The organism is uncultured Halopseudomonas sp. (assembly GCF_963977355.1).
Taxonomy (GTDB): Bacteria; Pseudomonadota; Gammaproteobacteria; order Pseudomonadales; family Pseudomonadaceae; genus Halopseudomonas.
In genome coordinates this window covers 1-13,617 of the sequence record NZ_CAXBOV010000025.1, presented here as the reverse complement: position 1 = coordinate 13,617, position 13,617 = coordinate 1, and the positions used below count along the sequence as shown (strand labels likewise).

Genomic DNA, 13,617 nt, shown 5'->3' with positions numbered 1-13,617 from the left:
GAGGCAATTGATTGTGAAAACGCGTATTACTGAATTGTTTGGTATCCAGCACCCCATTATCCAGGGCGGCATGCACTATGTGGGATTTGCGGAACTTGCCGCGGCGGTTTCCAATGCCGGTGGCCTGGGTACCATCACGGGCTTGACGCAAAAAAGCGCTGCCGATCTGGCTAATGAAATTGCCCGCTGCCGCGATATGACAGACAAGCCCTTTGCCGTGAATCTGACTTTTCTGCCCTCGCTGAACACGCCGGATTATCCAGGCTACATCAAGTCGATTATCGACGGTGGCGTCAAATACGTCGAAACCGCTGGCCGTAGCCCGGAACAGTACATGCCGTTGCTCAAGGACGCCGGGATCAAGGTGATCCACAAATGCACCTCGGTGCGCCATGCACTGAAGGCCCAGTCAATTGGCTGCGATGCGGTTTCCGTGGATGGGTTCGAGTGTGGTGGTCATCCCGGTGAGGACGATATCCCCAACATGATTCTGTTGCCCCGCGCAGCGGACGAGCTGGAAATTCCGTTCGTTGCATCGGGCGGGATGGCCGATGGTCGTTCATTGGTGGCGGCTATGGCGCTGGGCGCGGAAGGCATGAACATGGGTACGCGCTTCATTGCTACCCAGGAGGCTCCGGTGCACGAGAACGTCAAGAAGGCCATTGTTGCCGCCAGCGAGCTTGATACCCGCCTGGTTATGCGGCCGCTGCGCAATACCGAGCGCGTTCTCAACAACGCCGCTGTGGAACGCATTATCGAGAAAGAAAAGCGTCTGGGCGCGGATCTGCAGTTCAAGGACATCATCGACGAAGTTGCCGGCGTCTATCCGCGTATCATGAAAGAAGGCGATATGGAGATCGGTGCCTGGTCCTGCGGTATGGTCGCTGGCCTGATTCACGATATTCCGACTTGCCAACAATTACTCGACCGCATCATGGGCGAAGCCGATGCGCTGATCCGTCAGCGCCTCAATTCTATGCTTTGATTGCCCTGTACAGGCAGCCCGATCGGGCTGCCTGTCATACCTTGCAGTACTCCTGTGCAGTTTAATGCGAACTGCGCCTTCGATACGGCGTCCAAGCTGGACCTGATTGAATTGAAAGGAGCTACGCATGTCGGATCCCGTCCTGTTAATCACCGGAGCCTCATCCGGTATCGGTGCCGCCACCGCTCGTGAAGCCTCGAGAGCTGGTTATCGGCTAGTGCTGGCCGCGCGTTCGGAGGACAAGTTACGCAGTTTGCAGCAGGAACTCGGCGGGGAAGAGCGCGTGATCGTTGTTGCCTGCGATGTGCAAAGCAGTGATGACCAGCTCAAGCTGGCCAGCGAAGCAGAGCACGCGTTTGGGCAGATTGACGCTATTTTTGCCAATGCTGGACGGGGTGGTGAACCTGGCGGATTCTCCAAAGCGGATCCCGACGTCTGGCGCGATATGCTTCTGACCAACGTTTTGGGCGTCGCGTTGACTGTACAAGCTTGCCTTCCAGCGCTGCGCAAAAGTCGGGGGCATATTCTGCTGACCGGCTCCGCAGCAGGTCGGGTAACTATTCCCGGATCCATGTACAGCGCGACCAAGTGGGCCGTCTCGGCTATTGGTTATGGGCTGCGTGAGGAGGTGCGTGGGAGCGGCATGCGCGTGACGCTGATTGAGCCGGGTATGGTTGATACGCCCTTTTTCGACGAGTCACCGGACCGCGCATTGCAGCCTGAGGATGTTGCCCGGGCTGTTCTATACGCGCTGTCCCAGCCAGACCATGTTGATGTTAACGAGGTACTTATCAGGCCGACTCCTGCGATAGAGTAAAGCTGCTGAAAGGCTCTATTTGGCCTTGACGCAGAAGTACGTGCGTTGGCTGATCCTTCTCGGGCATACTTTCCCTGTACGCATGGAAGTATCTCTGATGGAGCAGCCGCGCATGATTCCAGACCTCTATATTGCCAACAAGAACTATTCTTCCTGGTCCCTCAGGCCCTGGGTTTTGATGCACCAGTTGCAAATTCCCTTCAGTGAACGACTGATGCCCTTTGCCGGGGACGCTACGCCTGCCATATACCGTACTTTTTCTCCGAGCGGCAAGGTGCCATGTCTGGCGCACGGCGAGATCGTGGTTTGGGATTCGCTGGCGATCTTCGAATATCTTGCTGAGCTGCATCCCCGGGTTTGGCCGGTGCAGGCGACAGCAAGGGCGTGGGCGCGTTGTGCATCTGCCGAAATGCACGCCGGTTTTTCGCACTTGCGCAGCATCTGCACCATGAACTGCGGCCTGCGAGTCAGTATGGCAGGGATCATTCCCGAGCTGCAGGCCGACCTTGATCGTATTGATGATCTATGGAATGAGGGTCTTGAGCGGTTTGGTGGGCCCTTTCTGGCAGGTAATGAGTTCACTGCCGTAGATGCGGCTTTCGCGCCGGTCGCTTTCCGGATTCAGACCTACGATTTGCCGATGTCCGGCGCTGCACTGGAGTATGTGCATCTGCTGCTCGACCTTCCCGCCATGGGCGAGTGGTACGAGGCAGCGCTGCAGGAAGAGTGGCGGGACGATGCACACGAGCAGGAGGCTCGTCTTGCTGGTGAGTGGCTGGAAGATTTTCGGGCTTGAGAGTCCGATGATCGATCAGACGGATGCCCGAGCAGCGGTTCGGGCAGCATTTATTGTTTCTTTGGCATCTTCCCTATCTCCCCCGTCCGGTTCGGGCTTGTCGTTCTCATCACTTCGTGAGGGGCGATGACAGAGTGTGGCAAGAATGGGGAAATGATCGGAGCCGAACGCCTGAAGTCGCTCCATGCGCAGAAGGGTAAAGTGCTCGGTCACGAAAATATGATCCAGCGGCCAGCGCAGAAGACGATGCTCTGCATGAAAAGTGGAGAACATGCCTCGGCCCCTGCGCGGATCCAGCATGCCGCTTACGCGGGTAAACATGCGGGTCGTGCGAGACCAGGCCACATCATTCAAATCACCAATCAACAGCGTGGGGCCAGCGTGATCACGGATTTCCTTACCAACGAGTAGCAGTTCGGCATCGCGCCATAGGCTTGTATCGCTCTCCTGTGGTGCCGGCGGACGGGGGTGAAGCGCATGCAGACGTACTCGCTCACCGCTTCTGAGAATAACCCAGCAGTGTATTGAGGGAATGTCATCCTGTATCAGTCGCTTTACTTCCAGACCCTGTAATTCCAGGCGGGAAAAAAGGTGCATGCCGTAGAGGTTGTCCAGGGGAATACTGACTACTTCAGGCCAGGTGTCCGACAGGGCGTTCTGCAATTGCTCGCCCCACCAATCGTCTGACTCCAGTGTCAGAACAATGTCGGGCTGATGCTCCAGTATCTGTTTGATCAGCCCTTGTGCATTACGGTTGGGCGTCAGTACGTTCGAGACCAACAGTTTGATGCAACGATCTTCGTTTCCTGGTTCCGCGTTTTTTAGCTCCAGGGGCCCAAAAGGTGTATACGGGAAAATACGCCAGAGCTGTATAACCACCACCAGCAGGCTGGCAGCCAGACTGTATAGCTGCCAGGGGGGCTCGGTTATCAAGGAGAGCAGGGCAGTGATGACAGCCACTGAGGCTATCTGCACCCGCGGGAACTCACAGGCGCGAAGCCACCAGTTATGAAGCGGGATCCTGGCGAACACCGTCACCGCGAGTAATACCATGCTGAGCGTAAAAACGGCCAGGTCGAACATGTCCTACTCTCCTATCCCTACGACTGGGAGGAAACCTGTTCAATGACCGAAGTTTCAGATTTCCGCGTTATGGTAGATGTTCTGTACGTCGTCGAGTTCATTAAGCATGTCGATAAACTTTTCGAACATCGCTACGTCATCGCCCTCTAGCGCAGCCGACGTTTGCGGCAAAAACTGAATTTCGTCGACAGCGAAATCGATATCGCCATAGCTGTCTGCCAACGCTTGCTTGGCCTTGCCATAGTCGGTGTTGGCGGCAAAGACGGTAATCATGCCGTCCTCGTTCTCGATGTCGGTGACATCGACGTCTGCCATCATGAGTGCTTCCAGAACGCCCTCTTCATCGTCGGATGCAAAGGACAGGATGGCGCAATGGTCGAACATGTGGCTGACGCTGCCGGGCGTACCCATCTTGCTCTTGGTCTTGGTAAAGCAGTTGCGCACGTCGGAGATAGTGCGGTTGGGGTTATCGGTCAGACATTCCACGATGACAATGCAGTTACCCGGTCCGAAACCCTCATAGCGGGCAACGGAGAAGTCCTCGCCGCCACCACCCTTGGCCTTGTCTATCGCCTTGTCAATGACATGGGCGGGCACCTGATCCTTCTTCGCTCGCTCGATCAGACCGCGCAGTGTCAGATTGCCAGATGGATCAACGCCACCCGACTTGGCAGTTACATAGATCTCGCGAGCATATTTGCTGTAAACCTTGGTCTTGGCATCGGCCGTCTTGGCCATCGATTCTTTGCGGTTCTGGTAAGCGCGGCCCATTGAGTTGTCCCGTTGGTTGACTTCAAACCCGCGATTTTACCTGCAGATCAGGGTCAGAGCTACGGCCTATTTTGGTGCTTTGAAACACGGCCGGGCATTGTGCATTGCGTCTGGCGATAAACCGGCCTACCTTGAAACCAGACTTATCTACGTACTGTTAGAAAATCACAGGAGGAAAAATGTCCCTTTCCCGATTGAAAACCAAACGATTGTTCCGTCAGCAAAGCTACATCGGAGGCCAATGGCGGGATGCCGCCGATGGTGCAACAGTCAAGGTGGACAACCCTGCGAACGGCGAGATCCTGGGCACCATTCCGTCGTTGAGCGCCGCTGAAATTGGCGATGCCATTACCCAGGCCGAGGCAGGCTTTCAGGTCTGGCGCAAGAAGACGGCGCTCGAACGGGCTGATCTGTTGCTGCGCTGGAATGATCTGATGCTCGAGCACAAGGAGGATATTGCGACCCTGATGACCCTTGAGCAGGGTAAGCCGCTGGAAGAGTCCCGTGGGGAGGTTGCTTACGCTGCGTCCTTTATTCGCTGGTTTGCTGAGGAGGCTCGCCGTGTGTACGGCGAAACCATTCCGGGTGCCAAGCCCGGTCAGCATATTGTGGTTACCCGTCACCCGGTCGGTGTCACGGCAGCCATTACGCCCTGGAACTTTCCCGCCGCAATGATTACCCGCAAGGCTGGTGCAGCGCTGGCCGCCGGGTGCTCGATGATCGTCAAGCCGGCCGAAGCGACGCCCTATACCGCCCTGGCGCTTGCCGAGCTGGCTCACGAAGCGGGTATCCCGGCAGGTGTCTTCAACGTTGTCACCGGCAAGTCCAGCATGGTGGGCAAGGTCTTTACCGACAGTCCTGTGGTGCGCACGCTGAGCTTTACCGGCTCTACCTCGGTGGGTAGCAAGCTGATGGCCCAGTGTGCCGAGAATGTCCAGAAGGTATCCCTCGAGCTGGGCGGTAATGCGCCCTTTATCGTATTCGACGATGCCGATCTGAACCGAGCTGTCGAAGGCGCGATGATGAGCAAGTTCCGCAATACCGGGCAGACCTGCATCTGCGCCAACCGTTTCCTGGTTCAGGCCAGCATTCATGATGAGTTCGTTTCGCGTCTGGCCGATGCGATGAGCAAGCTCAAGGTCGGTGACGGTTTCGAGGAAGGGGTTACCCAGTCGGCACTGATCAACCATGACGCGGCGCTGAAGGTTAAACGGCATTACGAGGATGCGCTGTCTAAGGGCGCTACCCATGTTGCTGGACCCAAGCCCGAGGCAGATAACGGTGCCTATGTGCACCCCGTGTTGATTACCGATGTGACACCGGACATGGAGCTATGCGAAGACGAAACCTTTGGTCCTCTGGCTGCGGTGATGAAGTTCGATACCGAGGAAGAGGCGTTGAAGATCGCCAATGACACGCCCTACGGTCTGGCCGCCTATTTCTACAGCACAAACATTCATCGGATCTGGCGCGTTGCCGATGAGCTCGAAGCGGGCATTATCGGGGTTAATGAAGGTGCGGTATCCAATGCGGCCGCACCCTTTGGAGGGGTTAAAGCCTCTGGCCTCGGGCGCGAAGGTTCGCACTACGGGCTGGACGAATATACCGAGGTGAAATACCTCTGCATGGGCGCGGAGTAAGCTGATGAATGCGACTGCAAAAGCCTCTCGTATTGCTCTGATGCCCGGTGACGGCATTGGTGTCGAAGTGACGGAACAGGCAGTCCGGGTGTTGAGCAGGTTGCGTGAGCGCGATGGTCTGCCGCTTGAATGGGATGTGCTTGAGTGGCCCAGCACCGCCTGGCATCAGAAGCATGGTCAGATGATGCCGGACGATGCGCTGCAGCGTGCCTGTGATTACGATGCCCTGTTGTTGGGCGCCCTGGGTGATCCGGGGCCCCTCGATGATGCAAAGCGTTATCGATTGCCCGATGGTGTGTCACTGGCACCCCTGCTGACGTTTCGCAAGGGATTGGACCTGTGGGCCTGCGAACGGCCTGCCCGCTTGTTGCCGGGGGCGCCGCGCTATCTGGCGGACCCCCGTGCCGAGCAGGTCGATATGCTGGTCATTCGGGAGAACAGCGAAGGCGAATACGTGAACCAGGGTGGACGCCTGCAGCAGGGGACGCCCCATGAAGTGGCAACCCAGTTGGAGATTTTTACCCGCCGCGGTACCGAACGGCTGATTAGGCACGCCTTTCTTCGGGCTCGTGAGCGCTTACAGGCCCACGGTGATACGAGGCAGTTTTTCTGCGCCGAGAAGGGCAGCGCGGCGGCCCAGGTCTGCCTGATTACCAAGCGCAATGCTCAGCCCGCCTGGGGTGAGTTGTATACCGAGGTTTTCGCTGAGGTGGCGCGTGAGTTTCCCGATATTGGTATTACCCATCAATTGGTTGATGCAGCTTGCATGAAGTTTGTGCAGTGCCCCTGGGAATTTGATGTGGTGGTGGCCAGCAATTTGCACGGAGATATTCTGACCGACCTGGCGGCAGTATTGTCGGGCGGGCTGGGTCTGGCGCCATCATGCAACATCAACCCGGACAGCAGGGAGATGCCGGCCCTTTTTGAACCGACCCATGGCAGTGCACCGGATATTGCTGGTCAGGGAAAGGCCAATCCGGCAGCAATGTTGCTGACTACGGCGATGATGCTTGAGTGGCTGGGTTTTGGACCTTCTGCCGAGCGCTTGCGTCAGGCGGTGGCTCGGGATTTGCTGGCCAGTAACGCGCAAACGCGCCGATGCGTCGAAGTAACGGATGGCATCATCGCGCAACTTGATTGAGATCTCTCGGCGAAGGGTTTTTTGCCTGACTCGCCTGTCGCTTTATGTGCGGATTTCTAAAGTCCGCCGCCCTGGTTGGAGTTGTATGTCATGACCTTCGTATTGGTATTGGTCGCCGAAGGCGAAAACGAACTTCCCGGTCTCGGTGGTTTGCCCGCGGACGTTCGCGTCGAAACTGTCAGCGATGAAGCGCCATTGCGCGCACTTTTACCCGAAGCAGATGTGCTGGTAGTTACCGATTTTCGCACCGGTTTGCTGGAACGCTGCTGGCCGCAAGACCCCCGACTTAAATGGGTGCATGCCACCAGCGCAGGCGTGGATGCGCTGATGTTTCCCGCCCTGGTCGAAAGCGATATACCGGTCACCAATGCCCGTGGTTTGTTCGACAGGGGTATCGCTGAATACGTTCTGGGTGCTGTATTGCTGTTTGCCAAGGATACCCTTGGCAATCTTGCGCTGCAGCGCAAGCACCAGTGGCAGCACCGTGACACCGAAATGGTTCGTGATACCCAGGCATTGATTGTCGGCGCAGGATCGATCGGTGGCGAAGTGGCCATGTTGCTGCGTGCGATTGGTATGCGAGTGACCGGCATTGCCCGCACCCCGCGGGAGGATGAGCGATTTGATCAGGTGCTGGGTAACGATCAGTTGTTCGATTGTCTACGCGAATCCGATTACGTCGTCATCACCGCGCCTCTTACTCCGGATACTGAAGGGCTTTTCGATGAAAAGGCCTTTGCGTGCATGAAGCCCGGTGCCCGGTTGATCAACGTCGGCCGGGGTCCGATCGTGCGCACTGATGATCTGCTGCTGGCGTTGCGGGGGGACAAGATAGCAGGGGCGGCGCTGGACGTTTTTGAAGAGGAGCCATTGCCGGCGGAGCATCCCTTGTGGGATGAGCCCAACGTAATGATGTCAGCGCATATGGCGGGTGACTTCAAGGGCTGGCAAGAGGCGCTCGGGGAGCAGTTTGTGGCCAACTTTAAGGGTTGGATTCAAGGCAAGGGTTTGTTCAACCAGGTTTCCAAAGGCTGATCAGCGCGGCTGAATCATCAGATGTGAATAGACAGGAGAAGCACATGTCCAACGAGATTTTGCGGATGACCGCTGTTGAGCTTTTGCAGCAATATAGAGACAAGACGCTGTCACCAGTGGATGTGGCCAGCGCGATGCTCGACCAGATCGAGCGCCTGGACAAGCACACCAACGGCTTCTGTCTGGTGGACCGGGAAACCTCTCTTGGCCTGGCTCGCGAATCCGAGCAACGCTATCAGAAGGGCGAAGCCCAGGGCCTGGTAGATGGTGTGCCAGTAGCAGTGAAAGACGTCTTTCTGACGCCGATGTGGCCAACCATCAAGGGCTCGTACACAGTTGACCCGCAGAGCACGCTGAACAAATCGGCACCGGCCACTGCGGCGCTGGCTCGCCATGGATATGTCCCCATTGGCAAGACCACCACGCCGGAGTTTGGCTGGAAAGGTGTTACGGACAATCCGGTAGATGGGGTAACCAACAATCCCTGGAATCCCGAAAAAACCGCGGGTGGATCCAGTGGTGGCAGTGGCGTGGCTGTGGCGCTGGGCATGGCACCGCTGGCGCTGGGCACCGATGCTGGCGGGTCAATCCGTATACCGGCTGGCTTTTGCGGCATAGTCGGACTCAAGCCATCCTTTGGTGAGGTACCCCATTGGCCGGCAAGCCCCTTTGGCACCCTGGCCCATGCTGGGCCGATGACCTGGACAGTCGAAGATGCGGCACTGATGATGAATGTGCTGTGCGAGCCTGACCATCGCGACACCAATGCGATACCGCGCCGGAATATCGACTATCTGGCGAATCTGAACAAAGGTGTCAAGGGTCTGAAAATCGCCTACAGCCCGAATCTGGGTTACGTGGACGTCAATCCTGAAGTTGAGGCTGCGGTAGCTCAGGCTGCGAAGGTGTTCGAGGAACTGGGCGCCGAAGTAGTTCGGGTTGATCCCGGTTTCAGCGATCCGCTGGGTGCGTTCGGACACCTGTTTTATGGTGGCGCCGCGAATGCCATGCGCGATCTGGGGGCCAAAAAGCGTGAGCGGATGGACCCTGAACTGGTCAAGGTAGCGGAAAAAGCGGCGCGCCTGAGTATGCTCGATTACATGGGCGCAGTGAACGAATCCATGGCGCTTCGTGAACGCATGGCCAACTTCCACCGCAAGTACGATTTGCTGTTGACGCCCAGCCTGCCGATTACTGCATTCGAGACCGGTCGCGAGGTGCCTCGCGATTGGCCAAGTACGCGTTGGCCCACCTGGACGCCTTTTACCTACCCATTCAATATGACCGGGCAGCCGGGTTTGTCGGTGCCTTGCGGCTTCGACAAGGCTGGCCTGCCGATCAGCTTGCAGTTGGTCGGAGCACGCTTCAACGACGCGCTATTACTGCAGGCTGGGCATGCTTACCAGCAGGCCGCGCCACTGACAGACCGTCGCCCTGAGTTGTTCAATTCCTGAGAGAGAGTCCACCATGTCCCTGAGCACTCTGGATATCGACCTGTACGAATCCGAAGATCCGATCTGGAACCCGGCCATGATGGCGATCCCGGTTCCGGGTATTCGCAAGATGGTCAACATGGCCGCGACCATGGAGGATGTCATTCACCTGTCAATCGGTCAGCCCGACCTGCCTGCCCCGGAGAACGTGGTCAATGCGGCGGTAGAAGCCCTGCGCGCCGGGCAGACCGGCTACACGATGGATGCCGGACTGCCGGAGCTGCTCGACTCCCTTGCCCTGTATTACGGCAATCGCTATCAGCGTGAACTTTCTCCCGACAACATCATGATCACAACCGGAGCAACTGAAGCGCTTTATCTTGCGCTGACCGCGGTCGCCGCTCCGGGCCGGCACTTTATTGTGCCTGATCCGGCGTTCATGCTTTACGCCCCGTTGCTAAGGATGAACGGGGGAGAGGTGACGGAAATAACCACGCGCGCCGAGAAAAACCATCAGCTGGACCCGCAGGAAGTCATCGACGCAATCCAGCCCAACACCTACGCGATCATTCTCAATTCGCCGAGCAACCCCACCGGTACTGTGTATCCGAAGGAAACTCTCGAAGCCATCCTCCAGGAGGCGGCTTATCGCGGGATCGAGGTGATCAGTGACGAGGTTTATGATCACCTGATTTACGATGGCAAGGAATATCCGTCGGTACTTGGCCACACGAGTGATCTTGATAATGTGATGGTGGTCAGCAGCTTTTCGAAGACCTACAGCATGGCTGGTATGCGAATTGGCTGGATCATCGCCAGTCAGGGCGCAATCAAAAGACTGCGTCGCTATCACATGTTCACCACGACAGTGGCCAACACCCCTTGCCAGTGGGCTGGCGTGGCGGCGTTGAGTGGGGGGAGTGAATTTATCGACAGCATGCTGGTGGAGTACACCCGCCGCCGAGACAGGCTGATAGAGCTGGTTGAACAGACTCCACACCTGACTGGTTACAAGCCAGAGGGCGCGTTTTATCTATTTCCGTCCTTGCCTGAGGGAGTGAACGGCACCAATGTTGCGCTGCGCTTATTGAAGGAAACGGGGGTTTGTACCATACCGGGGGAGACCTTCGGCAATAGTTGCAGTAACGCGCTGCGGCTGAGTTATTCGACATCGCTGGACAGTATCGAGCAGGCTTTCGAACGCATTATTCCCTGGATGCACAAGCAGGATTTCAGTTGATCGGATGCTGTCTGGGCTCTGATATGTGACCGGTTTTGCGCAGCTGCGCAAATTGTTTCAACCTTTTGCGATTTCTGCTGTCCAAGGATTAAGCCACAAGTAAACGGATGTGGCTTTTTCTCTTATTGGAGCATGTCTTATGAATAACATCGTATATATCGTTGGTGCTGTCGTTATCGTTCTCGCAATCCTGTCGTTCCTCGGCTTGCGCTGAGTTAGCCTCGCGGTGGGCCCCGCTCGCCTGGCGAGAGGGTCAGCGCGGTGTACTGTGGTGCAAGATAATCACGGTGCGCCTGCCGCTGAGGCTGTTCTATATGGCCGCCTCCATGCGCAATCGCGCAATGGTTTCCCTGGTGTAACCCAGTCCTGAAAGCAGTTCCTCTGTATGCGCACCCAGCGCCGGTCCGACCCACTCGGTTGACCCTGGTGTCGCTGACAGTTTGGGGACTATTCCAGGCATCTTGAACTCCTTGCCATCCGGTAACTGCCCTGCGACAAACATGTCACGCGCCAGGAATTGCGGGTCGGTGAACATGTCCGCCACTGAATAGATCCGGCTCGCCGGTACATCTGCGTTGGTCAGAATGTCCAGAACCTCTGCTTGGGATAACGCACCTGCCCAACGGTCGATGACGCCATATATCTCGTCGCGGCGGGTATCTCTGCCGGCGTTGTCCGCCAGCTCAGGATCCTCTGCAAGGTCCGGTCGGTTGATACAGCGCATCAGGCGTTTGAAAATGGCGTCGCCATTAGCGCCGATTTGCACGGCTTTGCCGTCTGCGCAGCTATGTATGGAGGATGGTGTAATGCCCGGCATGATGTTGCCGCTGCGCTCGCGAACAAAACCCATTACATCGAACTCCGGCACCATGCTTTCCATCATGGCGAACACGGCTTCATACAACGCCACATCAACCACCTGTCCTTCACCGTTTGCCATATCCCGGTGCCTCAGCGCCATGAGGGCGCCAATAACACCCCACAGCGCTGCGATCGAATCGCCTATGGATATGCCCGTGCGCACGGGTGGCCGGTCTTCAAAGCCTGTGATGTAGCGCAATCCACCGACCGATTCACCGATAGCACCGAAACCGGGCTGGTCTTTCATTGGCCCGGTCTGGCCAAACCCAGAGAGTCGGACCATGACCAGTCGCGGGTTCAGCTCATGCAGAACATCCCATCCCAGTCCCAGTTTCTCCAGCGTGCCTGGCCGAAAATTCTCGATCAGAATATCCGCATCCTTCAATACTTCCTTGAGGATCTGTAATGCCTCGGGATGCTTGAGATTAAGGGTCAGCGATCGCTTGTTACGTGATTGTACAAACCACCACAGGGAGGTTCCTTCATACACCTTGCGCCATTTGCGTAATGGATCACCTCCGTCTGGCGACTCAACCTTGATTACTTCGGCACCGAACTCTGCGCAGATGCGTGCGGCAAATGGTCCTGCGATCAGTGTGCCGAGCTCAACAACCTTGAGACCGGTCAGGGGTTTGGCATTGTTCATGCGGGCTCCGCTATCCGTGCATGGAATGGAGCGTCAGTCTATTCGAAGGGGGAGGGATGAGGTAGGGGAAGCGTTCGACGAAAGAGGTCGCCGTCCGTGAGGGCGGCGACCAGCTACGTCAGCCCAAGGGGCTCTTGACTGGCGTTGCCGGGACGGTCTGTTGGTCAGCCGATCCTGTCTGATCTGTCAGCGTGCCAGCAGGCGTAGCCATATTGCCGTCGCCGTGGCCTGGATTCTGGCTGGCTCGATACGCCTTCACTCCCCGGTACAGGGTGTAAGCGCCGATCGCCAGGCTGACAGCGCCTATAATGCCGGGACGGGTAACACCCTTGCGCAACAGCACCATGCCGCCGCCCATGGACATCAGCTGTTCTGTTTTGCTTTGAATGGGTTTTTTGAGTTTTGTCAGCTCGTTTAACATGATGGTTCACTCCTTGACGGTGAAAAGGAACTGCTTCTGGTAAGTGTAGACTGACGCTTCACGCTGTTGTTCCTGCCGTCGATGCGAACCTATCCTTCTATCCGCTTTCCAATTGTGAAAGCAATCGCCAATTCTGGGCGTAGCGTCTCGAGCGAAGGTTTAAAAAAGGAGTAACAGGATGTCTACATGGGAAATCGTTGTCACAACCGTCACGGCGGAATTCTCCGATATCAACGACGTGGAGCAGACCACGCGGGTGTGTCTTCGGTTGACGATGGCTGCGATTCTGGGAGGCATACTTGGCATTGAGCGGGAAAGTCAGGGCAAGGCTGCTGGGCTTCGTACACACATGATTGTAGCGCTGGGTGCAGCGATATTCGTGCTCAGCGCGGACCCTTCCGGGGAGGTGAACGACGCCATGAGCCGGGTCATTCAGGGTGTGGTCGCCGGTGTCGGTTTTCTCGGAGCAGGAACAATTCTGAAAAGTGAATCCCTGGCTAATGTGCGCGGCCTGACAACGGCGGCGGGATTGTGGTTGACGGCAGCAATGGGCGTTGCAGTGGGTCTGGGGCAGGAAATAGTGGCCATCATGGCAACGGTATTGGCATTGATTACCCTGCACGTGCTGCCGTTGCTGATAGCACCCAAGGCAGGTAATAAAGCAAATGAAAGTTGATTTCAGGCATAACGGTACTGAATCGCCCCTAGTTTCGTAGACACCTCCAGGCCTTATAATCGAGGCACCGAG

General features: G+C 56.9%; 13 protein-coding genes. 9 read left to right on the top strand and 4 right to left on the bottom strand.

Going from position 1 to position 13,617, the window contains the following annotated elements; all coding sequences use genetic code 11:
• The first annotated feature begins 7 nt into the window (after positions 1–7).
• From AAC076_RS13575 to AAC076_RS13565, 3 genes are all read left to right on the top strand, one after another.
• Complete coding sequence (locus AAC076_RS13575; RefSeq protein ID WP_339846573.1) at positions 8–985, top strand: nitronate monooxygenase family protein; 978 nt, start codon at positions 8–10, stop codon at positions 983–985.
• 127 nt (positions 986–1,112) lie between these two features.
• Entirely contained in the window at positions 1,113–1,802 is a 690-nt protein-coding gene (locus tag AAC076_RS13570; protein WP_339846571.1) for an SDR family oxidoreductase, read from the top strand.
• 40 nt (positions 1,803–1,842) lie between these two features.
• Positions 1,843–2,598, top strand: a complete 756-nt coding sequence (locus tag AAC076_RS13565; protein WP_339846569.1) for a glutathione S-transferase family protein — start codon at positions 1,843–1,845, stop codon at positions 2,596–2,598.
• A 15-nt stretch (positions 2,599–2,613) separates the two neighbouring features.
• Here the strand turns inward: AAC076_RS13565 and AAC076_RS13560 are convergent, their stop codons facing one another.
• Positions 2,614–3,681, bottom strand: a complete 1,068-nt coding sequence (locus tag AAC076_RS13560; protein ID WP_339846567.1) for an endonuclease/exonuclease/phosphatase family protein — start codon at positions 3,679–3,681, stop codon at positions 2,614–2,616.
• A gap of 54 nt (positions 3,682–3,735) precedes the next feature.
• Entirely contained in the window at positions 3,736–4,452 is a 717-nt protein-coding gene (locus tag AAC076_RS13555; RefSeq protein WP_339846565.1) for a YebC/PmpR family DNA-binding transcriptional regulator, read from the bottom strand.
• 179 nt (positions 4,453–4,631) lie between these two features.
• Between AAC076_RS13555 and AAC076_RS13550 the strand changes: the two genes are divergently transcribed.
• The 5 genes from AAC076_RS13550 (at position 4,632) to AAC076_RS13530 (ending at position 10,941) form a co-directional block, all read left to right on the top strand.
• Complete coding sequence (locus AAC076_RS13550) at positions 4,632–6,092, top strand: NAD-dependent succinate-semialdehyde dehydrogenase (RefSeq protein ID WP_339846564.1); 1,461 nt, start codon at positions 4,632–4,634, stop codon at positions 6,090–6,092.
• A gap of 4 nt (positions 6,093–6,096) precedes the next feature.
• Positions 6,097–7,233: an isocitrate/isopropylmalate dehydrogenase family protein gene (locus AAC076_RS13545; protein ID WP_339846562.1), complete on the top strand. Its 1,137-nt coding sequence runs from the start codon at positions 6,097–6,099 to the stop codon at positions 7,231–7,233.
• A 90-nt stretch (positions 7,234–7,323) separates the two neighbouring features.
• Positions 7,324–8,268 (top strand): D-2-hydroxyacid dehydrogenase, encoded by a 945-nt coding sequence (locus AAC076_RS13540; RefSeq protein WP_339846561.1) that lies wholly within the window; start codon positions 7,324–7,326, stop codon positions 8,266–8,268.
• A gap of 44 nt (positions 8,269–8,312) precedes the next feature.
• A complete protein-coding gene (locus tag AAC076_RS13535) occupies positions 8,313–9,722 on the top strand; it encodes an amidase (protein ID WP_339846559.1) in 1,410 nt (469 codons plus the stop codon).
• 13 nt (positions 9,723–9,735) lie between these two features.
• A complete protein-coding gene (locus AAC076_RS13530; RefSeq protein WP_339846558.1) occupies positions 9,736–10,941 on the top strand; it encodes a pyridoxal phosphate-dependent aminotransferase in 1,206 nt (401 codons plus the stop codon).
• Between the two features lie 310 nt (positions 10,942–11,251).
• Here AAC076_RS13530 and AAC076_RS13525 read toward each other — a convergent pair whose 3' ends face one another.
• Both AAC076_RS13525 and AAC076_RS13520 read right to left on the bottom strand, forming a co-directional pair.
• A complete protein-coding gene (locus tag AAC076_RS13525) occupies positions 11,252–12,448 on the bottom strand; it encodes a CaiB/BaiF CoA-transferase family protein (RefSeq protein WP_339846557.1) in 1,197 nt (398 codons plus the stop codon).
• A 118-nt stretch (positions 12,449–12,566) separates the two neighbouring features.
• Positions 12,567–12,869, bottom strand: coding sequence for a hypothetical protein (locus AAC076_RS13520; RefSeq protein WP_339846554.1), 303 nt, complete (start codon positions 12,867–12,869; stop codon positions 12,567–12,569).
• Positions 12,870–13,047: 178 nt separating this feature from the next.
• On the opposite strand from AAC076_RS13520, the gene AAC076_RS13515 reads away from it, so the two are divergent.
• A complete protein-coding gene (locus tag AAC076_RS13515) occupies positions 13,048–13,545 on the top strand; it encodes an MgtC/SapB family protein (RefSeq protein ID WP_339846552.1) in 498 nt (165 codons plus the stop codon).
• Positions 13,546–13,617: the final 72 nt, after the last annotated feature.

Bases quoted from the DNA above. Each gene is read 5' to 3' on its own strand.
- AAC076_RS13525 (WP_339846557.1), bottom strand. From the start codon at position 12,448: ATGAACAATGCCAAACCCCTGACCGGTCTCAAGGTTGTTGAGCTCGGC.
- AAC076_RS13535 (WP_339846559.1), top strand. From the start codon at position 8,313: ATGTCCAACGAGATTTTGCGGATGACCGCTGTTGAGCTTTTGCAGCAA.
- AAC076_RS13555 (WP_339846565.1), bottom strand. From the start codon at position 4,452: ATGGGCCGCGCTTACCAGAACCGCAAAGAATCGATGGCCAAGACGGCC.
- AAC076_RS13550 (WP_339846564.1), top strand. From the start codon at position 4,632: ATGTCCCTTTCCCGATTGAAAACCAAACGATTGTTCCGTCAGCAAAGC.
- AAC076_RS13530 (WP_339846558.1), top strand. From the start codon at position 9,736: ATGTCCCTGAGCACTCTGGATATCGACCTGTACGAATCCGAAGATCCG.
- AAC076_RS13515 (WP_339846552.1), top strand. From the start codon at position 13,048: ATGTCTACATGGGAAATCGTTGTCACAACCGTCACGGCGGAATTCTCC.
- AAC076_RS13520 (WP_339846554.1), bottom strand. From the start codon at position 12,869: ATGTTAAACGAGCTGACAAAACTCAAAAAACCCATTCAAAGCAAAACA.
- AAC076_RS13545 (WP_339846562.1), top strand. From the start codon at position 6,097: ATGAATGCGACTGCAAAAGCCTCTCGTATTGCTCTGATGCCCGGTGAC.
- AAC076_RS13540 (WP_339846561.1), top strand. From the start codon at position 7,324: ATGACCTTCGTATTGGTATTGGTCGCCGAAGGCGAAAACGAACTTCCC.
- AAC076_RS13560 (WP_339846567.1), bottom strand. From the start codon at position 3,681: ATGTTCGACCTGGCCGTTTTTACGCTCAGCATGGTATTACTCGCGGTG.
- AAC076_RS13570 (WP_339846571.1), top strand. From the start codon at position 1,113: ATGTCGGATCCCGTCCTGTTAATCACCGGAGCCTCATCCGGTATCGGT.